The sequence below is a fragment of the Halorarum salinum genome, assembly GCF_013402875.1.
Classification (GTDB): Archaea; Halobacteriota; Halobacteria; order Halobacteriales; family Haloferacaceae; genus Halorarum; species Halorarum salinum.
This window is the reverse complement of sequence record NZ_CP058579.1, coordinates 20,607-44,034: the sequence shown is the minus strand read 5'-3', so window position 1 is coordinate 44,034 and position 23,428 is coordinate 20,607. Positions and strand designations below refer to the sequence as shown.

The window sequence follows — 23,428 nt, the reverse complement described above, 5'->3', positions numbered from 1 at the left end:
CGTGATCAGTAGTATCCGGGGTCATTCTCCGTTCGACGGTACGACGGGATGCCGCGCTGTCCGTAGGCGTCGGTTACGACGTTATCCTGGTTCGTCCCTCCATTATCGGAGTCGTTTGAGTCACCGGTAACTCGCTGGGCCATCGCCTGCCCGGCAGCGGCTTTCGGCCCCCACTTCACTGCGGTTGAGGCGACGTACGGGCCAGCAACGGAACCTGCGGTAATGACTGCGCCGGCGGTCACTGCAGCGCTGGTCGCCGATCCGATGACGGTTGCCGTCAGTGGACTGGCGTATTTGAATAGCTTCCAGACGACGATCACGGCCAGAACTGGCAGGGAGACCGCGAGCAGATAACTGAGAAACGCGCTCTGTGGGGCATACGGAACGCCGGTTCCCTCACTGAAGAGGAGTGCGTACGCCTTGAACAGGACGGCGACGGGGAGCGGCATCACGGCGAGCGGCACGAACTTGAGGCTCAGTGACCGTGCTATCCGTGACACCACGGGGAGATTCCCAAACATTAGCGCGAATGCGAGCGGCATGCCGTAGAGATACACGTAGAGGAGGATTTCACGGATGAACAGGAGGGCTTGGAGAGTCCACATCGCAACCCCTCCAAGGGCAGCGAGAGAAAGTGCGAGTGCAGGGTTGACTACTGATACTTGCATAAAATCAAGCATTGCGCTTGAAACGACCGAGACATCTGGAATCAGGGCAATTGTGAACCCATTCACTAGATAGAGAGAGAGTACGCCGACCCAGTACCAAGTTACTATGAGAAATCCCCCAGTCCACGCTGTTCGCTTCGTCTTCCGTGATTCATATCTGCTTCCAATGTTGAAGATACGGACAGTATGTCGGCCCTGCACACAGGAAATTAGCAGAAGCAATGCGACAAGAAGAATTTCACCACCCACGAGTGCATCGTGAAGCGCAATCCAAGGTTCATTGGTAGGTGTTCCAAATACAAATGACCGCTCCGTTTCTGGAGTGGGAGTACTTAGAAGTGATTCTGATAGTTCTGAATAGCCACTCGTGATTCCTGTACTGAACCACTCCGTGACAGTGTCAATTGCATCCTTAAACCATTCAATGCCAACATCCACTAATGAGATCCCTTGCATCGTTACGAACTAGATAATGAAATGTCACACTCTGACTGAGATCCCTCGCTATATGTGATATTATAACCACCTCTAATCGGACTGTCTCTGATTGTAGAAAGAATCGTCATAGTAAATTCACCTTCTACTGCCTCTCCTCCGCAAGAAACATTACTGCCAGTTGGAGAGAATGGTCTCGAATTACTGAATAATGTAGTCCTCTCCTCTGGTGAGACATACACCTGTTCTTGATGGCCCCCTAATTCTTCACTAGTATCGTAAATGCCGCTCTCTTCGAAATCCTCTGGAGTTGGTTGTGGAACGTCGCCCGAAAAGCGGAGCGCCGTAATGGCGTCGGGCCCGGTCCCTTTATTCTCAACAGAAACTATCACTTCCGACCGAATGGCTTGGTCGCTCGCACCTTCGTACATCTCGTCCGGGTGATTCCGACCGAGTTTGAGATCGGTAATCCGAGGATTGGGTCGAATCTCGAGAGCTGATTCGCCGACTGCTTCGCCGTCCGTCGTAGCATAGACTTCGTACTCGCCCGGCTCGTAGGGCATCCCGAGATCGAACGTCTCCCTCGTGACGCCAGGCGACACTGACCGCGTCGCAAACTCCTCGCCGCTCGGGGAGACGACAGTCAATTCACCGACAGTAGCGTCCTCGCGAAGGTCGACGACCAGCTGCAACTCCGACACGGAGAGGTTTCTGATCGCGTTTGATCGTCCACCCCCTCCATCGACCAGCTCAGCACAGCCGGTAAGCGGGAGGAGTACACTCCCTGCAATCGTTCCAAGGGCGATACGCCTGTACGTGTCTGTATCTCTCTCTGTCATCTGTATTCGTCGAATTTCAGGAACTTCCCAAGTCGGAGGCCACCGTACAAGGCCGCGACGAAGGGAAGCGACCACCAGACGACCTCGACGGTGAACGTCGCCAACCCTGAGATCGTCAATAGTGGGTGCCATGAAACACTGGCCGTATTGCGGGCGTAGGCTGGATCGTGAGAAAGCCACGAACCCGGATGATACCGCACGCTGTACGTCCCCGGTTCGTGAACGGCCACGACGGCCGTTCCATTTCTGTTCGGTTCGATTCGGTCACCGTTGAGAGTGAGATGCCCCGCCCTCGTCTCCCCACTGATCGGAACAATGTCCGGGTCGTCACCGGAGCTATCGGCAAGGTGAATCGGCTCGCCAGTCGTCGCGTCAGTCAGTTTGATTCGAAGGGTTGCGCTCGATCCGTTGTGGTTCGCCACCTCGATACTGAGGTCACTTTCGCGGAGTGTGCGGGTTCGCCGGTCAGGGACGCCGATGCTGCGATTAACGCCTCGCACGACTCCCTGCACTTGGAGTCGATCGATATCCTCTCACTGGTGCGTAGCGCCAAGCCGGAGGAGTGAACGTATGGTTGTTCAATGACTTCGACTGATACGTTCTCATGTAATTCGCTAGCCGGCGACTGACTCTCGACTCCCCAGACGTCGAGAATCGTTGGCCCGTCACGGACTGGTTCCGCTCGCGGCCCGATCTCGGATGGGTAGGCGTGAACGTACACCGGCCGGACAGGCGATGGAACTCGATCGGACCCCTCGGTCGTCGAGTGAATGAGGGTATCCCATGCAGTATCCCGCGCCGTGTAGTAGCGCCAGACGCCACGGATCCGTGCCTCACCGCTTTCAGTCAGGCTGTACCCGTGCCACGGCTGTGTCTGATACACTGCGAGGCCAACATCCCCATTCGGATACCGGGCGCTGTACCGTTCTACAGCCGGCTCATATACCTGAATCAGAATCGTGTCGGAGACCGTCACTTCGTCGACGGTCGTCTCTGTCCGGGTTCCGTCCCCTGTCCCTGTGCGGTCAGCCCGAGTGAGCGTGACACGAATATCCGCTTCGAAGGTGAGCGATGTTGATTCGGTTACGCTCGTGTCGTATTCGAGAGCCGGCGTCTGCGACCCATCTGAAATGGCAAGGACTTCGCTTCCCTGATACAATCGAACCTCCCTCACCTCGTGATCGGTCACCGTCCATGAGTCGGTTCCGTTATCGAACGACCGAATTCGGTAGTCGACGAACCCTCTAACCGTCCCCGATGGGGCGATAAACAGCGGCGTCTCACTCGGCCCACGGTGGACCCTCGTTGACGGGTGAACGGCAAACACAGACGCGTGTGCGTCGGCGATCGCCCACGAGTCAGTCAGATTCGCGTCAGGAGGATGGACTGAGGTGTTCTCGCCACCAGCTTCGAGTGACTCGAAATCGTGTTCGCTCCACGTTGCCGCGGTACGCGGCGGCCGCTTGAACGTGATGTCCGTGCAGTTCGCGAGTTCTTGAATCGCACTCGTTTCTGACGTGGCGCGACTGACGTTGACGATGGACTCGTCACAGGTGTCGGCGTCCTTCGACCAGAGCGTCGCCGTCTCGTTATCGTCGAGCGGAGGCGCTGCTGTGTTGGACCCGACGGGATCGGTTGCGGCGGTGAGTCCGATAGCAACACTGCTCACCGTAACGAGGAGGATGACGAACATGAGGGGGACCGGTCGTCTCACGGGCGATTTGAGATTACCAGGGAACGAGATCAACGCAGGTGGCCAGTGGAAGGTTCATCATTGACCCTGCGACGGTGTACAGCGGGCCGAGGACAAGCAGCACGGTCGCTGATTTGAGCGCCGTCCGTTTGTGCCGCTTGATCCCTTCGCGCTGCTCCCGATGGAGGGTGAACATTTCGATGAGCGAATCGGCCTGCCAGACGACGACCAGCCCGATGAGGCCGATCCTCGTCGTGAGCTGGAAGAATCCCGAAATCATTTCGGGAAGGCGATCGGCCCCACAGACTGCACTCTCCTGTGCAGCGACGGGATCGATCGCAGCCAGACTCAAGAGTAGTACCCAACCCACTGCCCCGGAGAGCGATCGACAGTGTCGTTTGATTGGACCGAGCGCGGGACCGGTGTCAATCGGATGGTCTGTAGAGGTCATGATCGAACGCTGACGAGGGAGTACCGAAGACGACTCGCGACGGGAGCACGCGTCACTACTGGATCAACTTGTGACTCCATGTTCCCGTCCCCCCATCGGTAGCTGGATTGGCGGTACGCCACTAAATAATTTCCAACGTGGCAATATAAATCAAACAGGGAAAAGATAATATATAGTTGTAATAGGGTGGAGATAAGTGTGCTGCATCGCACTTCAATTGGCGCTCCGTGGCCCCGGACGTCTCTCTCCTGGTCGGCAATTCGTTTGTTCGAAGACGGTAGCCGCTAGTCGGAGGTCGGTCGAAACGACGCCTCGTGAGGATTCTATTGGGCAGCCGACGAGGGGCGTCGGCTGCCTTCACGGGGCCGAGCACAAATGACCCGAACGAAATCTCAAGATCCGAACGACAGAATGGGCGTCTACAAACGACTCAGTGACGTTCCCTCGCAGCATCGGCTCGACTCCTATTCGGAGCTGTATGATGGGCGGGACGTCTGGAATACGTTCCTGACGGACTATCTCTTCGAAATGCACGATTCCGCACGGTTCAAGGAGGAGGTACGCCGTGCTGGACGGCGATGGAAGTCACACATGGAGAGGTGTGGACGCCATCATGCACTTGCGAGGCCAGCAGATGTCGACGCGTGGTGTAGCACGCTTCTCGATACGGTCTCCGTCAAGACTGCATACAACTGCTACTGGGTCCGGCTCGAGCGGTTCTATTCGTGGCTCCAGTGGCATCGTGACTATCCGCACACGTACCATCCCGTGTTGATGGCTGCGGCGACTGGTGATACGACTGGGGAGATCTGGGCCGAAAAGATCCAACGCGCTACCGGAAGTGAACCGAATGAGCGATAGCCGAAACACGAAGCGTCATCGCGATCGCCTCGCCAGCGTGTTCGATGCTGACATGGACCCGCTTGAGAAATACACCGAGCAATTCGAAGTGGCCGACGTCGATCCATTCGAACCGTTCCTGAGAGATGTACTCGGCGCTCGCGACATCACGGAGCGAACGGTTCGCGGGTACAAGACTCTCTGGGACCAGTGGTGTGCGCACATGGATCGACAGAATCGACATCCGGCATGTCCGAATGCGGAACACGTCAAACGATTCGCTCACTATGAACTCATGGAGAAGGGGAATAATCCTCGAACGGTCAGTGAGAAACTACGCAAGCTAACCGATCTCTATCAGTATTGGCAAGACGACCCCGTATACCCCCATCCGATCAATTTCAACCCGATCTGCCTCGCCGAGGCAAGAATCGACTTGTCATACCCTGCGCGGAAGGACCCTCCGCGTCTGACGATTAGCGACTTGGAAGAGGTGCTTCGGACGATAACTCACGTTCGCGACTACGCGATCGTCCTCGTCCAACTGAAACTGGGACTCCGTGCAACGGAAGTGTGTAATCTTCGACTTGCGGACGTCGCACTCTCAAATCAGGCCGTATCAGATCACTATTGCGAACTGGGGACAAACAGCCGACTCGCTGGCCGTGACGACGCTATCTTCATCCCACATATCCGGAAGGGGAACAAGTCACGACGTCCCAGACTGCTCCCGCTCGATGATGAAACCCAGCAGGCTCTCGTCGAGTATCTTCTCGTCCGACCAAATGCCGGCGATTCGGCACTCTTTCTATCGAAAAACCGGCATGGCAAGCTCAGAAAGAAGGCGATCAACGCAGTATGGAAGGACGCATTTCATCCTGCGTACGCGGAGACGGAGCAACATCGAGCAGTGACGAGCCACTTCGGTCGACACAGATTCACGACCTACTGGCGGGTCGAGCAGGATCTCAATAGAGAGTTGATCAAGTATATGCGCGGTGACGCAGCGGGGAGCACCGACATCGAAGAACGGGGGGCGATCGACGAGTACATTCACAGCTACTACGAAGATATCGAGTCAGTGTACCGGAATCAAATCTACACGTTCGACGGGGAGTTCGACCGGTGATGGGATTGGATTTCCCAATTACCAGGTGCCTTTCTCTCCCCGTTTCATCTGCGAGTCGTCCAGAACTGTCCGTCCAGGCCGAACCAGCGGTTCGGCGGCTTTGCGATGGACGCCGGCGCGGTTGTGCAGGTCTGCGTCGGCGAGATGCACGTTTTCGCGTGTTGCATTCGACGCGCACGTTTCCCGACCATGAGGGACGACCACGCTGACAGTGGTTGCGACCGATCCGGTTGAAGAGCACCTATGATCGTCGGCGACAAACGCCCTCAGTTCGTCAGCCGAGTCGTCTAACGGCCACTCACCAAACGGGGTAAACTTGTGCAGTGCACGGCATTCCGCGTCATCAACAAACTTGTACTCGGAATTCATCGTCGATTCTACATGCTTGACGATCTCGTGGAGCCGTTGATCAGAACGTTCGGGGTACATTACGTCGTCGGAACGTGGCTGTTCATCCCGTCGATCCTGGCATTGGGGCTGCTGTCGACGGATATCGAGCACAGGGGAGCACGAGTCACCGCGCTCCTCCTTCCGTACCTGATCTGGCCGGCGAGCCTCTGGATGTTGAAAGCGATTTACGACGTCGTCCCGATGATACGCGTACTCTTCGGCGTTGATCTCACCGACCTCTCGATATTCGGATTCTTGGTCATCCTCATTCACGGTTATCTGATCGAGGTGACGGAGGCCCTCACCGGGGGGTTGCGGTCGTGATCCTCCAGCTTTCGTTCTTCATGGATTTCCTCCCGGCGGTCGGGCTCGGGCTCATCCTCCTCGGGGCGTTCCTCTCCATCGAAGCGGCCTTCGTGGATTCGCAAACGGCCATCTCGGGTCTCGAGGGGTACTTGGTCACGTTGCTCTTGGGAGCAGGCCTGGTCATCGGCGTGTATCAGATTCACCTGTCGGAACCATTCTTGCTGGTCGTCGTGTTTGGCATGGCCGGGAAGTACATCCAAGGAATCGCGGCCGTTCGGCTCTATCAGAAACTATCGTTCGCCGCTCGAACTCGATCCCTCTCATGGGGCGGCGTCAGTCTGCAAACCAAGGTTATCTCGAAGTTGGGGGTCGTGTTCATCATCCTATTCGGGGGAACGGTCGTCTCCCTATTGACGATGATCGGGATACTTGAGCTACCACTGTCGACGGTCCTAATCGGAACCTGGACGGTGGCCGTTGTACTCTACACCATCCTCGGGCTGTCCATTACGTTATACGGCGCAACCGAGGAGTTCCCTCCCTCGTTTTCGATCGGGTTGATCCTACTCGTCGCGGGGGCGGAGGTGTACAACTTGGCCAGTCTCGAGCTGGAACTCATCGCGGCAGCTGTGTTGTCGCTCTCGTACAGCTACGGATTCTGGCTCGCCGCGTATCGGTTCGTGACCGAGGATCCATCGTTCGATCAACTAAATCGGACGTCGCTCGAGTAGAGCGGAACTGTTCCTCCCCATCCCGGCGCCTTCGCGGCCGACGTGACGGCGATAGAGCGGGCCAGGCTCCGCGAGTCGGTCGCCGTCGACGTGACGCGAAACGGGAGCGTCGCCACGTCCTAGACGATGGCGAACTGTCCGTCGGGCCCGAACCGCCAGTTCGGCGACTGTGCGGAAGACGACGGCGTCGTCACCCAGGAACGCGTCGACGAGGTCCACCTGCTCGCGGTCGGGTTCGACGTCACCGTGACGGGGCCGCGCGGGACGAACGAGCTGACGGCGATTCTGACGGTCACGTGAGGTATCGCCCGGCGAGTCGTGGCCGTATCCCCGTCTGAAGCCCTCGTCTGCAGCATACCCCGACTAGAATCGACGATATATAAATATTGATATTTTCTTCAATAGGTATATAATAAATCATCTGTAATCCGGTAGCCATGAATGTCGGTCGACAACAGTTTACTGCGATTTTCTTCTCTATTCTCCTCATATTGAGCGCCACGACCGTTGGAATTGCATCGTCCAGACCGGACGAATCCCGGGCGGTCCAGTCCCCTTCCCCCTCAACCGACTCTCTCACACTTCGCGAGGCCGCCATCGACGACCTGCAGAACGCGACGCTGAACTGGCCGCCCGATCGGAAGGCCGACCTCCTGACCGCACTCAACCGATCGCTCGCGGTCTACGTCGGGCCGACCCGCGTCACCGACTCGGTGTTTGCCACCGACAAGCGGGTCGTCACCCGTACGCAGAGCCACGCGCCGGCGGTCGCAGACGGGATCGCGGATTCGGACGAGCGACTCGCGCGGACCGCGCTCGCCGACGCAGAGACGGCACACGAGGAACTCGCTGCGGACCCGAACGTCACGTACGACGAGGCGGCCGTCGAGCGGCACCTCTCGCAGGCGCGAAACGCGCTGGCGTTCGGCGGCGACAACCCGGTCGCCCGCCTCGAGCACTATCGCCGCGCGTGGCTGAACGCCCAGGCCGCACTCGACATCATGGACGAGGCGGTCACGCCGCGCGTGGCTATCCGGACGCGGGAGGACCCGCGACACGTCGACTCGATCACCTACCGGCTGAACGGGACCGTACGCGACGTCCGGACGTTCGAGTTGCGGACGGTGACCGTCCGGTTCGCGGACGGGACCGAGCAGACGGTCGAGTTGGAGCGGGGGACCGGTCCGCTCGCGACGGGGACGTTCAACGCGACGCTCACGCTGTCGAAACCGGTCAACGAGATCACCGTCAGCGCGACCGACGGGAACAAGCGATTGGGTGTGCGTGAGGGAGGTTCGAACGAGGGGAACGCTGGAAACGGTAACGCTGGAGACGGCAACGGCAACGCCGGAAACGGCGACGGCGCCGGTGGATCCGACGGCGACGGTAGTGACGCCACGCCAGCCCCATCGACCGGAACCGACACGCTGCTGCTCGACGCGGACGGCCTGCCCGACACCTACGAGCGGACGGTCGTCGGCACGGCGCCGCTCGACACCGACAGCGACACGCCGAAGACGAACGAATCGGAGGCCGACGATGGAATCGTCGACGGGGCCGAGGACTTCGACGACGACCGGATTCCGACGGCCGTCGAGTACCGCGCCGGCACCGACCCGTTCGATGCCGATACGGACGACGACGAGTTGACCGACTGGTTCGAACTCCGGTACGGGAACCTCGACCCGCTCGCCGCCGACACCGACGGTGACGGCGTGCCGGACGGGGAGGACGACATCGAACCCGATGGGCTCACCAACGTCCGCGAGCAGGAGTACGGCACAAACCCGAACGTCGCGGACACTGACGGCGATCGCCTCGGCGACGGGTACGAGGTCGACACGACGGCGACGGTCCCGACGATCGCGGACAGCGACTCGAACCGGACGGGCGCGAACGAGTCGGGAGACGGGGTGCCCGACGGCGCAGAGGACTTCGACGACGACACGCTCGAGACCGCGCTGGAGGCGAACATCTCGACGGACTCGTTCGATGCCGACACGGACGACGACCGGCTGTGGGATCCGTTTGAGTACGCCTACGACACCATCGACCCGACGGCGGCGGACTCGGACGGCGACGGAATGGCGGACGCCTGGGAAGATCCGGACAACGAGACACTGGTCAACCTCCACGAGCAGTCGAACGGAACCGTTCCCACCGACGCCGACACCGACGGCGACGCACTGACCGACGCCTACGAGGTGCGGACGACGCGCACGAACCCGACTCTCGCGGACAGTGACTCGACGCGGACGAACCGCTCGGAGGCCGGGAACGGGGTCACCGACGGCGAGGAGGACTTCGACGGCGAGGCGCTGGTGACCAGAATCGAGCAGAACGTCTCGACCGATCCGTTCGACCCCGACACGGACGGTGACGACCTGACCGACCTCTTCGAGCACCGCTTCGAGACGGTCGACCCGCTCAACGTCGACACCGACGGCGACGGGGTGCCCGACGGCCGGGAGGATCCCGACGCGGAGGGGCTAGTGAACGTCGACGAACAGCGGTACGGGACGCTCCCGCTCGACCTCGATACCGACGCGGACAACCTCACCGACTACGAGGAGGTGAATACGACGCTGACGAACCCGCTGGTGCCCGACAGCGACTCCAGCGTGACGGCTCCCGACGAGGCCGGCGACGGCGTCATCGACGGGAGCGAGGACTTCGACGGTGACGGGCTCTCGAACGCCCTGGAGTTCGACGTCGGGACGGACCCGTTCGACCCGGATTCGGACGACGACGGGCTGGTCGACGGGTTCGAGTTCACGTACGAGACGCTCGACCCGCTCTCGAACGATACGGACGGTGACGGGACGGGTGACGCGTTGGAGGACCCCGACGCGGAGGGGCTTGTCAACATCGACGAACAGGCCGCGGGGACCAGTCCGACCGACGCCGACACGGACGACGACACGCTGACGGACTTCTTCGAGGTGGAACGGTCGCTCACCTCGCCCGTCGGCGTCGACAGCGACAGCGCCGGGACCAACGCCAGCGAGGCCGGCGACGGCGTCCGTGACACGGCGGAGGACCTCGAAAACGACTTGCTGAGCAACGCTCGCGAGCAGGCCCTCGGGACGGACCCGCTCCATTCGGACACGGATCGGGACGGTCTCACGGACGCCTACGAGGTCGACACGACGGGGACGAACCCGCTGTCGAACGACAGCGATTCCTCGGTTACGAGCGCCAACGAATCGGCCAACGAGATCCCGGACGGGTTAGAGGACTTCGACAGCGATCAGGTCCGGGCCCACTACGAGGAGGTGTTCGGTACGGATCCGTTCGACAACGACACGGACAGCGATAGCGTGGGCGATGGCTTCGAGGTTCGCTTCTCGGTTCTCGACCCGCTCAGCGCGGACAGCGACGGGGACGGTGTCCTGGACGCGCGGGAGGACCACGAGGGAGACGGTCTCGACACGGCAGCCGAGGAGGCCGCCGGGACCGACTCGACCACGAACGACACGGACTTCGACACGCTGACCGACTCTGCCGAACTGAACGAGTACGAGACCGACCCGCGCTCGCCCGACACCGACGACGACGGATTGCGTGACGACGAGGAACTCGACCTCGGAACCGACCCGCTCAGTGCGGATTCTGACGGCGACGGTGTGGCGGACGGCGAGGAGACGTTCACCACGAGCACGATGAACGAGACCGTCGGCGCGTCCGTCTCTATCACGGGCGAGGGGAACGTCGCCGACTCGGTCACGGTCCGAAACAGTACCGACGCGATCCTCACCAGCGACGCGGTCGAATCAGTCGCCGCCTCGAAACCGCTCGAATTCGGAACTCAGCGCGAGTTCGAGCGGGCGATGCTCACGCTGTCGTACGACGAATCGGACGTGAGCGACGAGTCGGAGCTGGCGGTGTTCCGATGGGACCCGGACGCACAGACGTTCGAGCGGGTGCCCTCGACGGTGGACGCGAAGAACAACACAGTCAGCGCAACGACGCCGCACTTCTCCGTGTACATCGTCTTCAACGGCCAGCGGTACGGCACCCAGTTCACGGTCGACGACGGATCTGACGGGTCTGGTGACTCCGGGTCGGGCGGCTCGGGTGAGTCGGACCGGGAACGGCGTATCATCGACGGCGGGTTCTCCGACCTCGACGACTGGACCGCGCTCGGCGATGTCTCCACCGACGGTACGGACGCGGTCGTGAACTCGGACGCGCCTACTGATGACGATGGTGGAAATGATGACGGGAACGACGGTGGCGACGATGACGGCAGCGACGGCGGGGATGATGGCGATGACGGCGACAACGACGACCCAGACCTCTGTTACCCGTGGGGCTGTATCACCCCCGCCGGGCTGAACACGTTCGCGCAGCTCTCCAGCGGCACGACCTCGACGCTCGAACGCGACGTCACGTTCGCGGACGACGCGGTCGACGCGACCGTGCGCGTCACCGTCGAGGGCGACACGACGGCAGACCGTTCCTCGGACGCGAGTGCGGTCGTCGAGACTGCGAGTGGTGACCGCGAACTGTTCGACCTCACCAGTGGGACGAGCGGCCCGGTCACACGAGAGGTGGATCTCTCGGACGTGGCGGGGGAGGAGATTACGATCCGGTTCGACGCCGCGAATGGGGCGACGCTCCGCGTGAGCGACGTGACCGTCTCCGTGACCCGCGACAGCGACGGCGACGGGTTGCTCAACTCCGAAGAGACGGACGGCTTCACGCTCGGAACCGGAGAGACCATCTACACGAGTCCGTATTCGGCCGACACGGACGGGGACGGGCTCTCGGATAGCCGTGAACTCGGTGACGCTGCCGAGAACGACTACGGCACGTACCGAGTGCTGCACAGCGACCCGACCGAAGTCGACAGTGACGATGATGGTGTTCACGACGGGGCCGAACAGCTTGTGTGGAAAACGGACCCGCTAGACGCTGATACTGACGATGACGGCTACATCGATCAGGTCGATAAGCGACCGCTGGTCGACAGCCGCGTTCCGAACGTGCTGATCTACTCCGGGTCACCGGTCGATTGGACTGATGGGGACTTTAACGAGAACGTCACGATCAGAGTATCCGATCACAGCGAGATCGACTCGCTTACCATCAGGGCACATTACGACCCGCTGTACGGGGACCCGTTCACGGTGTCACAGCCACCGCGACTCCTGAGCGAACGCATTGAAGGAACTCAGCACGTCTCCACGTACAACCGGTCACTGGACCAGCACGGATGGTTCGACGAGCCACCCGAGTATTATTACGTGAACGCGACGGACGCGGCCGGTAATCGGATGTCGGTCAAAGTCGACCCCAACGAGACCGTCACGGTTCCCGAAGATCAGGACATCAAAGCCGCCGTCTCTTCGCCGAGGCAGATCCTCACTGGGGGTTCCGCCGGAGTCGTCGTCTCCTCAGAGATCCAGGTGGGAGCAGGCAGCGGGGCAGTCGGAATGGTCTATTCCAATCCGTACACCGCTGCCGGCGCAACCGTTGTCGCAATCGGCGGTACTGCCGTCTTGGGATATACTGACTACAACCAGCCCGCGGAAGGATTCGAGGGCGACGTACTTTCGGTGCCTGTTGGTGGGGCTGTTCCCGCAACTGGAACGATCGAGACGTTCCATGTCGACTATGCACCGTTCACGATTCGATGGCCGCACGGGGCGGTCTATGAAGCGCCCGGACCGGGGAACGAACGCGGATTTGGCTGGGAGTATATCAGGCGGACGCCTGGAATCCATGATCAAGACGACATCGAGGAGGTACTCCGAACACCCGATTCGGTCACATACCGTGATGGTCAAGTTACCGATGTTATTGGAGAAACTGATGATGGAGTTAGAATCGCTCTGAGGATAGGAGATGGAGTAATCATCTCCGCTGGTGAGTTAATCCGGGATCCGCAAGGAAGGGGAGTTGAAATTGACCGTAGTAATCGCCATCCAGTTGGCCGAGACGGCCATCTGAGTGACTATGATCAGGTAGAACGGGTTATTCGTAATCCCGCCCAGATCTGGGAGCAGGGACGGAATATCCACTACATCGCGTATATAGATGGGGAATGGGTCGCAGTCCGAGTTCGGTTTGATGGAACGAAATGGACCGTAAGTACTTCTGTGAGGCTCGGACAAACGAAAGAGAGCGTCCAAGAATATATCCAGAGATGGAACTTGGCAAACAGAGTTTATGGCTCGCCGACCAGTGAGCTAACCCACTATGCATAGAAGAGATCCTCGCGAATATTCGAAAGAAGCCAGATCACGCGTCGAAGAACGGAGTTACAACGACGCGGCGTTCCTCTACGATGCGGCCGCGAGTGGTCATCTCATGTGGGCCCATCAGTATCGAGATAGCGAACACGATCAGTATATGTCCGCCCCAGAGTTCGGCCAGTCTGTCACGTACGCTCTCGGTTCGATTCTCTGTTACCGCCTTTCAGGTGACCAGCGGTCAACATACGTGGCTACGAGGGCAAATGCAGCAATCAGAGAGATCAGTACCAGTGAACTTGCATCTTCATCCGCATGGGGAACCGCTCATGAGGGACTATGTGAAGAACTTCTTGGTGACGTTGCGACTTTCATGGACAATGACGATCCGATCGAACACTATCGCCGTGCAAAGTCTGTATACGAAACGGTTGAAAACGACATCGGATGGCAGGCAGAAGTGGAATTTGGAGTGACGATCATCCCACTCCTCGAGCTGTCTGAGTTCCTCGGATGTTCGATGGATGATGCGAAACGTGAACGAATTCGGGACGTCAGTCTACTGGAACGGATCAAATGGAAGACAGAGGAGTGTGAGAATCTCATCTCGAAAACCCTGGAGCATGGCGAACTCGGCGAGAAAATCTTTTAACCTATTTCTAGTTGGCCCGGACGGACGCGATGCGGGCGGACACCGACGACGACGGTCTCTCGGACTCCCGCGAAGTCGTACTGAGTACGAATCTCGACGGAACCGACACGGACGGCGACGGCATCCCGGATGGGCGCGAACCCCGGCACTGGGACACCGACCCGACGCTGCACGATCATCGCCCGCCCGAGATCACCATCCACTACGCCCGGTGGGCGGTCGACGGTCTCCACTCCGAGTATGCCATTCTCTACGCTGTCACGGACCCAAGCGGCGACTCGGAGATCCAGTTCGTCAAGGAGGGTGACGTTCGGTAGGCGTACGACTTCGACGGGCGGCCACGGAACCTCGACGGGCGGGTCCACTTCGAGGTCGGCTTCCTCGGGACGAGTGCCGACGCGGTGACCAGGACGACCGTGACCGTGACGGGGCCGCGTTGGACGAGCGAACTGACGGTGGTCACGATGGTGCCCTGGACCCAGGGCGAACACGTTTATCACGCCCATAATGAACATGTCGACACCCTCTATCCCGAAGGGACGCAGATAGCAGATTGCTCTCGACGGGCCCTCCCGAAACACGCGGCGTTTCGATCGGAGCAGTGACGACGACCGGCGGTTGCCTGGGCTTCCGGGGTGGCGGCGACGCGCCGGGGACGGACACGTCCTCGGACCCCCCGTCGACGGCGACCGAGCGGACCGAGGGCCCGTCACCGATGGCAGAATCGACCGAGGCTCACGACTCCGTGCACATTTCGGAGGACATCGACCTCAGGGAACTCCCCTACGGGGAGTGGCCCGAGTCGGACGCGTACCCCTACTCCGCCGAGGAGGCAGAGGGGCTCTCCGCCCGAACGGTGACGAACGAGGGGACCACGGGGCTGCAGGTGGTGCAGAACGCGCGGGTCCTCACGAACCTCTCCGAGAACGTTCGGACCTCGGACGACCCCGTCTTCGAGGAGGCCGCCGAACGTGTCACCGACACGCTCGTCGACGCGGCACGCGACACCGAAGCGGGGCTCTACTTCGCGTACGGCTACGACTTCGAACTCCACGGGAACCCGGATCTGCTGATGGAGGCGCCGTGGTACTCGGGGATGGCACAGGGGCTGCTGATGAGCTCGTTCGTCCGGCTCCACCGGCAGACCGGCACCGAGCGGTACCGCCGGCTGGCCGACCGGACGTTCGACTCGCTCGTGCCGCCCCGCGAGTCCGACCGACGGGAGCCGTGGGTCTCCCTGATCGAGGACGGCCACTACTGGATCGAGGAGTACCCGCGGGAGCGGCCGGCCCACACGCTCAACGGGAAGCTGTTCGGCATCTACGGGCTCTACGAGTACTGGTGTCACACCGGGCGCGACGACGTGGAGAAGTGGCTGCTCGCCGCGCTCACGACCGTCGACGACCGGATCGACGAGTTCCGGGTTCCGGACGGGCTGAGCCTCTACTGTCTCGAACACGAGGGACTGATCGACAAGTACCACTCCATTCACGTCGGCCAGTTGGAGGAGCTGTACGACGTGACCGGTCACGACCGGTTCCACGAGGCGGCCGAGACGTTCCGCGGCGATCACGCGCCATAGGGTTCGACGGCGTCCACACCGCGGACACGTCGGGGACGCCCCGTGCCCGTAGTCGGGTACATCGTCGCCCTGACCGTACTGCACGGAACAGGTGCAGTGCCAGCGGACGCGACGACCTCCCGAGTTTCGAATGCGAACCAACCACGATGGAGCCGATCCGGGGAACCGGTCTCCGACCCGTCTTCACCCCACCGACAGCCCCGGTCGAATCCGCCCGGCGACGGCCGAACCGGTCCGCCGCCGAACCCGTACGCGATCCGACCTTAACGACCGAGTAAGTACGTTGGAGCGCCGACACGGACGACCATGAACCGCCGAGACTTCGTCCTGACCGCCCTCGGCGTCAGTGGTACCGTTGCGGCGGGCGGGGCGTACGCCCTCGACGTCAATCCCTCGGCTGGCTCCGCCCAGCCGAGCGGGACCGAGGCCGCACAGCACTCGCCGACCGACACTGCGACGCCCGCCGACGCCGAGTCGGCGACCGACGCTCCCACCGAGACGGAAACGCAGACGGAAACGACGACCACGCAGCGGAACACGCCGACCGAGACCGACGACGACGGCGGGTTCGGCGACGGCGACGACGGGGACGACGATGACGACGGCGGGTTCGGCGACGGCGACGGGAACGACGAGACCGAGACGCCGACCGGGACGTCGACCCGGACTTCGACGTCGACGCCGAGCGGGAACCCGCGGGACGGCATCGAGGTGGATGCGGAGACCCAGTCCGACGACGGCAAGCGGGTGCTCGTCCGACTCCGAAACACCAACGAATATCCGGTCTACGTCGAGTCCACCGTCACCTGGTCGTTCGAGGAGGGGGACGACGACTCCCAGACCCGGTCCGGGCCGATCGGGCCGTCCGACACCGACGAGCGACAGTACTTCACGGTCCGTGACGGCACCGTGACCGAGATCGAGGTCACGCTCCCGACGGTAGAGCGGGTCTAGGGCGTGTCGGCGTCCCTCGGGCGCCCGTTCGGCGACGGACGGCCGACGTCCGGGACGGGTGAACACCCGTCGTGAGGGCGCGACGGGGTGTTCACCCGTCTCGATCCGACGCCTCCTCGAGCAGGACGACGGCGCCGCCGAGCAGCGCGACGTTCTTCAGGAAGTTGATCTTGTTGTTCTGCCGATCCTCGCCTTCCATCGTCCAGAAGTCGTGGATCGTCGGCGTCGTCCCCAGGAAGAACACGACGAGCGCGCCGGCCGAGGCCCGCGGGAACTTCCAGAACAGGATCCCGAGGTTCGCCACGAACAGCATCCCGGTGACGACCGGGACGAGGACGTCCGGCATCGGGACGCCCTTCGAGCGAGCGACCTCGACGCGCTTGTCGTTGTTTCTGAACCCGTCGATCGCCATGTACGCGAGGATTCCGCCGTACAGGGCCCTGCCGAGGGCCGACGGCGGATCGTTCGAGGAGGCGTCGTCGGTCATGGCGTGCAGGTCGCCTCGAGCGTGCTCGGACGGTCGAGCACGGCGCGTCGCCGCACCCCGGTTCGTCGTGTCATGCGTTCAGAGCGCCTCGATCCGGCTGACGTTCGCGTCGATCCGTCCGACGGTGTGGTACTCGCCCCCGTCGTCGCGGCGCATGATCCGCCCCTCGACGTCGTCGCGCTGGTCGGGAACGTCGAACAGGCCCGACCCGCAGACGACGTCCCCGTCGTGGACGGTCCACGTCTCGACGATCTCGTGTGGCTCCCCGGGGTATGCGACGCGCTCGAAGTCGCGCCCGAAGTTCGTCGACTCGAAGAGCGCCGCCTCGTGGTCGTCGTTCACCCACGCCGGCGGGGCCTCCTCGCCGCCACAGAAGAAGACGGTCCCGTCGTGGACGAACACGCGCCTGATGTACGAGAAGTCGTTCCCCGCGTCGATGCGCGTCCAGGAGTCGCCGGCGTCGGTCGTCCGGTGGAGTCCACCCTCGCCGACCGCGTGGCCGAGGCCGAGGTTCTCGAGGTCGTGGTCGAGATAGCCCGCCGTCGCGAGCCAGACGTCCTCCGAGATCGGGAGGACCTGGTGGACGTCGTCGACGATCGTGTCCCGCCGGTCGCGCCAGGTCCGCCCGCCGTCGTCGCTCAGGTGGATCCCGCCGGCCTCGACGCCGGCGATCAGCCGCTCCGGCCGGCCGGGAACGGCCTCGAGGGCGCGAAGCCGGGCGTAGTGGGGGTCGATCGGCGACTCCCAGTGACCGCGGGAGGGGAGCTCGCGGAACCCCTTCAGCTCGGACCACGTCTCGCCGTCGTCGACCGACCGGTAGACGTACGGATCGTTCGTCCCGGCGTAGAGCGCCCCGTCGGCCGTCGCGAGGATCGACCAGACCTCGCTCTCGCCGGCGTGCCAGAAGCGGTCGCCGAGCGGGACGCCGAGGTCCTCCCACGTCTCCCCGCCGTCGCGCGACCGGTAGGCCCCGGTCGACGACGCGACGAACGTGCCGTCGGCGTGGTCCCACGAGTCGACCGCCGTCACCACCTCGCAGTCGAGGACCTTCTCCGCCTCGTCCCGTTCGAACGGGACCTCCTCGACCCGGAAGAGGCCCTCGTCCGTCCCGATCAACAGCGTCATTCGACCCGAAGGTGCGTTCGACGCACAATAAAGTTTTACCAGACTGTAAAACGCTAAGTGACACCGTGCTCCATCGGAAACCCGACGGAACGGACTGCCCGGACGCGTCACCCGGCGGGCCACCCCGACGTACCGCCCGCGACACGAGCCAGCTTCGACACGAGCCGCCCGCGACGAGGATCCGACTACACCGATGACATCGACGTACCCCACGAGACGCCCGACGGACGCATCGCATCTCGACGACCGGGAGCCGGAGCTCCCGCGGGAGCTGCTCAACCTCCCCTGGGTCGACGTGCACAACCACGCCCACACGCTCTCGTGGGGGGACCGTGAGCGGTACGCGCTGTCCGGCTGTCGGGCCATGGTGATGGTCGCGTCCGGCTACCACTGGACCCCCTACAAGCCGGTCCGGCCCGAGGACGTCCGGTTCCTCTGGGACGACGCGATCAACCGTCGCGCGGCGATCGAACGGAACCACTTCTTCGAGACCGGACTCGGCCTCGGCATCCACACGGGCGTCCGCGTCGAGGACCCGGACGAGCTACTGGACGCGATGGACGAGTACTGTGGCCTGGACGAGGTCGTGGCGGTCGGCGAGACGGGAGTCACCCCGTCACAGCACGCCAGCGCGTGGGGCGTGGACGAACAGCGCGCCGTCGTGGGGGCCCAGATGGAACTCGCGGACGCACACGGGTTGCCGGTCATCCTGCACACGCCCAACCGGTCCGGCGAGTCGGGGCGACCGTACCGACCGGGGATGGGAACGCCGGGCTACGAGAAGAACCCGGGGCCGGGACGGGAGCCGGTGATCGACGCCGAGAACCCGGCCCTCGAGGCGGTGCGGATCGACGTGGAGGCGATGCGCGACGCGGGGCTCGACGAGGAGCGGGTCGTCGCCTCGCACGCGGACCCGAACAACCTCGCGTACCTCATGGAGCACACGGACTGTTATCTGAGCTTCACCGTCGGCCACTCGTGGCTGATCGGCGTCACCGCCGCGGACGTCGCGGACGCGATCGACGAGTACGGTCCGGACCGGATCATGGTCGACACCGACTGTGCGAACGTGCTCCGGACGGACCCCTTCGCGCTCAAGCGGGCCATCCTGGAGCTGTGGCGGTACGGGATCGACGAGGATGCGATCCGAAAGGTCGTGCTGGAGAACCCGCGCGAGGTGTTCGACCTCGCGGGGAGCGCGCCCGTGCCGGGGTGAGCGGCCGTCGAGGAGCACGGACCGTGCCGCGGCCCGACGCGCCCGGCGGGGCCCGGGCTTACACTACGGGTCTATCCCCGACTCCTCGATCAGGCGCCGACCGGATCGGACGAAGCGGTCGAACTCCTCGTGCACGGCGGGGTTGCGGAGTTCGCCGTCGCGCTTGACGACCTCGCCGTCGACGAGGACCGTGTCGATGTGGGACGGGTCGGACTGGAAGACGACCGTCTGGATCGGCGAGTGCGAGGGTGCCGTCATGAAGTCCGTGGCGTCGACGGTGATGACGTCCGCCCGCTTGCCGGGCGTGAGCGTCCCGATCTCGTCCTCCATGTTCAGGGCCCTCGCCCCCTCGATGGTGGCCATCTCGAGCGTGTCGCGGGCCGTGATGCTCACCTCGGAGACCTCCTCGTCGCCCTCGAGGATCTCCTGGTTGTCGAACATTCGCTGGACCTGCATCCCGATCCGCATCTGGCTACCCATGTCCCCGCTGATGTTCGAGCAGACGTCGACGCCCCAGGTCGGGCGGCCGCCTGCCGCCAGCACCTTCCCCGTGACCGGGATCCCGTGGCCCATCTGCATCTCGACCTCGGGCGTTGACGAGAAGGAGACACCCTGCTCGACGGCGTGGTCGACGTCCTCCTGGGAGAAGTGGTTCCCGTGGGCGACGTTCACGTCCGGGCCGAGCATGTCGTCGATCGCGCCGAACCCCTGGTAGTCGGCACCGTAGACCGACGAGGGCCAGAGCGCTGCGCCCATGTGGATGGTCGCGAGCGCCCCCAACTCTCGCGCCAGTTCCAAGTCGCTGCGGGCGATTTCATCGGTACAGAAATCCGGCCCCCGGAGCCCGATCGCCAGGCTGAGCAGGTCGTCGTCGCGGATCTTCTCGCTGTAGAGCTCGCGAATGTTCCGGTCGGGGAGACCGACGTCGCTGTTGAACCACCACTTCGCCGCGTCGTCACCCGGCGGGCCGTAGGTGTACACCGCGCGCAGTCCGGCATCCTTCAGCGCGTCGACGGCCCGTTCGCCGTGTTCGAGCGAGTTGGGGTACGACCAGTCCAGGGCCGTGGTCGTCCCCGTACAGAGCTTCTCCAGCGCGCCGAAGAGGCCGCCGAGGTACATATCTTCGGGCTGGTAGAGCCCGGTGATATTGCCGAGCATGTGATCGAAGTATTCACCCATGAGCGACCAGTCCCCGGCGATGCCCCTAACCTGGGTCTGTGCGAGGTGAACGTGCGAGTCGACGAACCCGGGCAGCACGATGTGGTCCGTCGCGTCGATGACCTCGGCGTTCGACGCGGTCAGGCCGCGGCCGACCTCGACGATCTCCCCGTCCTCGATCAGGACGTCGCCCCCGTCGAGCTCGCCGATCTCGGGGTCGAGGGTGACGACCGTCCCGTTCCGAATGATCGTTCGTGTCATGGACGATGTGACAGATTGACCAGAAGGACAAAAGTTTACTGCACGGTAAAACGACCGATTACGGAACTCATCGGGAGCAATCGAATTAAATAGCGCTCCGCCGGAGGGGGAGTATGAGCGACGCCGACGGGAAGGTCACCTCGAAGGACACGCGGGAGGTGATCATGGAGGCGACGTTCCGTGCGCTGAGCAAACACGGGTACACGGACCTCCGGATGCGCGACATCGGCGAGGAGATGGACCTGACCCGGCAGGTCATCCACTACCACTTCGACGGGAAGTACGACCTGATGTCCTCGTTCCTGGAGTACATCATCGACCAGTACGAGGGGGGCGTCGAGGTGCCGGCGGGCGCGGACCCGCGGACGGAACTGGACGCCCGGATCGACCAGTGCCTGTTCGGCCCGGAGTTCGGCGAGTTCACCCACTGGGACCGCATGAAGGTGTACCACGAACTGTACACGCAGGCGCAAAACGACGGCCAGCACCGGGAGACCTTCAACGAGCACTACGGACGGATCCGGGGGAGCATCGTCGACGTCGTCGAGGAGGGGATCGAACGGGGGGCGTTCCGCGACGTCGACGCCGAGCGGGTCGGCCAGCTCATCACGGACGTGATCCACGCCGCCCGCGGCCGACGGATCTCCCTCGGGCACGAGGACGCCCCGCGGGAGGCACGCCGGGCCGTGGACGAGTTCATCCTCGACTCGCTGTACGTCGACGACTGACGCGGGCAGAGGACGAACGTCCAACGGGCCGGCGTGCCCACGTACGCCGTTCTCGGCCCTCCTCGAACGGACGTCGCTCCGGCCCGCAGCCGCTCGTTCGGGCGGTGACCCGCTCCGGTTCGAGCGTCCCTACAGCCAGCCGCCGACGAGCAGGAGCGCCAGGGCGACGACACCCGCCGCTGCGAACGGCGCTCGAGCGTCTCTCGCAGCCCGTTCGACGCCGATTTCGTCCACGCAACCGGTCAATCGGCGGCTGGATAGGTTGGTCACCCCCGACAGAACGAGCCAGAGGCCGATCATCGTCAGGACGAGCGTCCCCCGCGAACTGTAGAGCAGGGCGTCGGTCGTGTACCCCTGTCCGACCATGTACGTCCCGGTCACGAACGTGACGAGCGGTGCTCCCTTCGACAACAGCGAGAACTGGCCCGTGAGCCACCGGAGGGCCTCCGGATCGAGGCGACCGTCGCGCGCCCCCGGGACGACGAGTACGGCCATGAATACGGTCCAGCCGGCCCAGATGCCGGCGGTCATCAGGTGCAGAATGCGCATCGTCGCCTCGAGCGTCACGGTGACCATGCGAGGACGACGGGAGTACGGATGGTGGTGTTCGCCCGAACGTGTTCGGGATCGGAGCGGGCAGCGTCACTCGGGTCGATCCGGTTCACGCGTCCGCCACGCGAGTCCGATACCCGCGACCAGCACGAGCACGATGGCCGCGTGGTAGACGACGTCCGGGACGGTGCGGGGGCCGACGCCGACGATCATCGTCCAGATGCCGACGAGCGTACCCAGTAACGCGAACGCCTGCACGATCACGGCGGCGGAGAACGTCCAGCGCGGACGGACCCGGGTCGTCACCAGGCCGACGAGCAGGACGGAGCCGATCACGGTTTCGGCGACCATCGCCTCGCCGTGCCGGTATCCGTCGACGAGCGCGCCCGCGTGGATCGCGGCCGCGAGGAGGAAGGACGCGGCCTCCACGACCAGCAACGTGCGGACCGTGCGCTTCGAGGTGAACCCCGCGATCCGTCGAGTCCGGTTGTGTCCGCGGTTCGTGGCGTTCTCCGAGGTTCCTGTATCGGACGGTTCCATGGAACTTCGAACGCGCGGAGTCGCAATGGCTGTGTGCTCGAACATGTTCGAGCGCCGGATCGACCGTCCACGAGCGAACTCCCCGACCATCGACGCGAACCGGGAGACAGCTTCGACGCAGCCGGGCGTCTACCGGACGGCCGAACTCGACGCTCGGTTCAGGACGTAGACGGCCACGGCGCCGGAGATCAGATCGAACGTGCCGAGCACGACGAGCGATCGTCCGATGACGTCCCATGCCCAACCGGTGAGCATGATGGCCCGCGCCGCATCGACGCCGTAGGTGACGGGATTCACCGAACTCGCTACCTGAAGCCAGCCCGGCAGCGCGTCGATCGGAACGAACGCCGTGCTCGCGAACGGCAACGGGAACTGAACGAAGTTCGTCGCGATGCCCGTCACTCGGGAGCTACCAGTCACGACACCGAGGACGTTCGAGAACGCCATGAACCCGTGTGTTGCCGGCGCATCGTCGTACTCGCTAGACGGCACGC

General features: G+C 63.0%; 23 protein-coding genes. 11 read left to right on the top strand and 12 right to left on the bottom strand.

Features of this window, described 5'->3' with window-relative positions; genetic code table 11:
- Positions 1-5: 5 nt before the first annotated feature.
- From HUG12_RS00240 to HUG12_RS00225, 5 genes are read right to left on the bottom strand one after another with little or no spacing between them, the layout of a single operon-like run.
- The gene (locus tag HUG12_RS00240; RefSeq protein WP_179266861.1) at positions 6-1,124 is read right to left on the bottom strand and encodes a hypothetical protein; all 1,119 of its coding nucleotides are present in this window, start codon (positions 1,122-1,124) and stop codon (positions 6-8) included.
- A 2-nt stretch (positions 1,125-1,126) separates the two neighbouring features.
- Positions 1,127-1,942 carry a hypothetical protein gene (locus tag HUG12_RS00235; RefSeq protein ID WP_179266860.1) on the bottom strand — a complete coding sequence of 272 codons (816 nt, stop codon included), beginning with the start codon at positions 1,940-1,942 and terminating at the stop codon, positions 1,127-1,129.
- Positions 1,939-2,364, bottom strand: a complete 426-nt coding sequence (locus HUG12_RS21555) for a hypothetical protein (protein ID WP_246308110.1) — start codon at positions 2,362-2,364, stop codon at positions 1,939-1,941. The genes HUG12_RS00235 and HUG12_RS21555 overlap by 4 nt, the downstream gene beginning before the upstream one ends.
- A complete protein-coding gene (locus HUG12_RS00230; protein WP_246308109.1) occupies positions 2,319-3,635 on the bottom strand; it encodes a hypothetical protein in 1,317 nt (438 codons plus the stop codon). Before HUG12_RS00230 ends, HUG12_RS21555 begins: the two co-directional genes overlap by 46 nt.
- Positions 3,636-3,669: 34 nt before the next feature.
- Positions 3,670-4,086 carry a hypothetical protein gene (locus HUG12_RS00225; RefSeq protein ID WP_246308108.1) on the bottom strand — a complete coding sequence of 139 codons (417 nt, stop codon included), beginning with the start codon at positions 4,084-4,086 and terminating at the stop codon, positions 3,670-3,672.
- Between the two features lie 898 nt (positions 4,087-4,984).
- On the opposite strand from HUG12_RS00225, the gene HUG12_RS00220 reads away from it, so the two are divergent.
- From HUG12_RS00220 to HUG12_RS00205, 4 genes are all read left to right on the top strand, one after another.
- Positions 4,985-6,055 carry a tyrosine-type recombinase/integrase gene (locus HUG12_RS00220; RefSeq protein ID WP_246308107.1) on the top strand — a complete coding sequence of 357 codons (1,071 nt, stop codon included), beginning with the start codon at positions 4,985-4,987 and terminating at the stop codon, positions 6,053-6,055.
- A 381-nt stretch (positions 6,056-6,436) separates the two neighbouring features.
- Complete coding sequence (locus tag HUG12_RS00215) at positions 6,437-6,769, top strand: hypothetical protein (protein ID WP_179266858.1); 333 nt, start codon at positions 6,437-6,439, stop codon at positions 6,767-6,769.
- Positions 6,766-7,482 carry a hypothetical protein gene (locus HUG12_RS00210; protein ID WP_179266857.1) on the top strand — a complete coding sequence of 239 codons (717 nt, stop codon included), beginning with the start codon at positions 6,766-6,768 and terminating at the stop codon, positions 7,480-7,482. Before HUG12_RS00215 ends, HUG12_RS00210 begins: the two co-directional genes overlap by 4 nt.
- A 126-nt stretch (positions 7,483-7,608) precedes the next feature.
- Positions 7,609-7,782: a DUF7261 family protein gene (locus tag HUG12_RS00205; RefSeq protein ID WP_179266856.1), complete on the top strand. Its 174-nt coding sequence runs from the start codon at positions 7,609-7,611 to the stop codon at positions 7,780-7,782.
- Between the two features lie 263 nt (positions 7,783-8,045).
- On the opposite strand, the gene HUG12_RS00200 is transcribed toward HUG12_RS00205, so the two are convergent.
- Positions 8,046-9,887 carry a hypothetical protein gene (locus HUG12_RS00200; RefSeq protein WP_179266855.1) on the bottom strand — a complete coding sequence of 614 codons (1,842 nt, stop codon included), beginning with the start codon at positions 9,885-9,887 and terminating at the stop codon, positions 8,046-8,048.
- Positions 9,888-9,974: 87 nt separating this feature from the next.
- On the opposite strand from HUG12_RS00200, the gene HUG12_RS00195 reads away from it, so the two are divergent.
- From HUG12_RS00195 to HUG12_RS00175, 5 genes are all read left to right on the top strand, one after another.
- The gene (locus HUG12_RS00195) at positions 9,975-13,694 is read left to right on the top strand and encodes a hypothetical protein (RefSeq protein ID WP_179266854.1); all 3,720 of its coding nucleotides are present in this window, start codon (positions 9,975-9,977) and stop codon (positions 13,692-13,694) included.
- Positions 13,687-14,331 (top strand): hypothetical protein, encoded by a 645-nt coding sequence (locus HUG12_RS00190; protein ID WP_179266853.1) that lies wholly within the window; start codon positions 13,687-13,689, stop codon positions 14,329-14,331. Before HUG12_RS00195 ends, HUG12_RS00190 begins: the two co-directional genes overlap by 8 nt.
- A gap of 29 nt (positions 14,332-14,360) precedes the next feature.
- A complete protein-coding gene (locus tag HUG12_RS00185) occupies positions 14,361-14,648 on the top strand; it encodes a hypothetical protein (protein WP_179266852.1) in 288 nt (95 codons plus the stop codon).
- A 398-nt stretch (positions 14,649-15,046) separates the two neighbouring features.
- Positions 15,047-15,913 carry a D-glucuronyl C5-epimerase family protein gene (locus HUG12_RS00180; protein ID WP_179266851.1) on the top strand — a complete coding sequence of 289 codons (867 nt, stop codon included), beginning with the start codon at positions 15,047-15,049 and terminating at the stop codon, positions 15,911-15,913.
- Between the two features lie 306 nt (positions 15,914-16,219).
- Positions 16,220-16,867: a hypothetical protein gene (locus HUG12_RS00175; RefSeq protein WP_179266850.1), complete on the top strand. Its 648-nt coding sequence runs from the start codon at positions 16,220-16,222 to the stop codon at positions 16,865-16,867.
- A gap of 91 nt (positions 16,868-16,958) precedes the next feature.
- Here HUG12_RS00175 and HUG12_RS00170 read toward each other — a convergent pair whose 3' ends face one another.
- Together HUG12_RS00170 and HUG12_RS00165 are read right to left on the bottom strand one after the other, a co-directional pair.
- Entirely contained in the window at positions 16,959-17,354 is a 396-nt protein-coding gene (locus HUG12_RS00170; RefSeq protein WP_179266849.1) for a DoxX family protein, read from the bottom strand.
- 78 nt (positions 17,355-17,432) lie between these two features.
- Positions 17,433-18,479: a WD40/YVTN/BNR-like repeat-containing protein gene (locus HUG12_RS00165; protein WP_179266848.1), complete on the bottom strand. Its 1,047-nt coding sequence runs from the start codon at positions 18,477-18,479 to the stop codon at positions 17,433-17,435.
- A gap of 193 nt (positions 18,480-18,672) precedes the next feature.
- Here HUG12_RS00165 and HUG12_RS00160 point away from each other — a divergent pair, with 193 nt between their 5' ends.
- Positions 18,673-19,695 (top strand): TatD family hydrolase, encoded by a 1,023-nt coding sequence (locus HUG12_RS00160; protein ID WP_179266847.1) that lies wholly within the window; start codon positions 18,673-18,675, stop codon positions 19,693-19,695.
- Between the two features lie 63 nt (positions 19,696-19,758).
- On the opposite strand, the gene HUG12_RS00155 is transcribed toward HUG12_RS00160, so the two are convergent.
- Positions 19,759-21,114, bottom strand: coding sequence for an amidohydrolase family protein (locus HUG12_RS00155; protein WP_179266846.1), 1,356 nt, complete (start codon positions 21,112-21,114; stop codon positions 19,759-19,761).
- Between the two features lie 113 nt (positions 21,115-21,227).
- Here HUG12_RS00155 and HUG12_RS00150 point away from each other — a divergent pair, with 113 nt between their 5' ends.
- Complete coding sequence (locus HUG12_RS00150) at positions 21,228-21,842, top strand: TetR/AcrR family transcriptional regulator (protein ID WP_179266845.1); 615 nt, start codon at positions 21,228-21,230, stop codon at positions 21,840-21,842.
- 129 nt (positions 21,843-21,971) lie between these two features.
- Here the strand turns inward: HUG12_RS00150 and HUG12_RS00145 are convergent, their stop codons facing one another.
- The 3 genes from HUG12_RS00145 to HUG12_RS00135 all read right to left on the bottom strand — a co-directional run bounded on the left by HUG12_RS00145 (position 21,972) and on the right by HUG12_RS00135 (position 23,426).
- Positions 21,972-22,418, bottom strand: coding sequence for a hypothetical protein (locus HUG12_RS00145; RefSeq protein WP_179266844.1), 447 nt, complete (start codon positions 22,416-22,418; stop codon positions 21,972-21,974).
- Between the two features lie 66 nt (positions 22,419-22,484).
- A complete protein-coding gene (locus tag HUG12_RS00140; protein WP_218836370.1) occupies positions 22,485-22,934 on the bottom strand; it encodes a hypothetical protein in 450 nt (149 codons plus the stop codon).
- Positions 22,935-23,063: 129 nt separating this feature from the next.
- Positions 23,064-23,426: an ABC transporter permease gene (locus HUG12_RS00135; protein ID WP_179266843.1), complete on the bottom strand. Its 363-nt coding sequence runs from the start codon at positions 23,424-23,426 to the stop codon at positions 23,064-23,066.
- Positions 23,427-23,428: the final 2 nt, after the last annotated feature.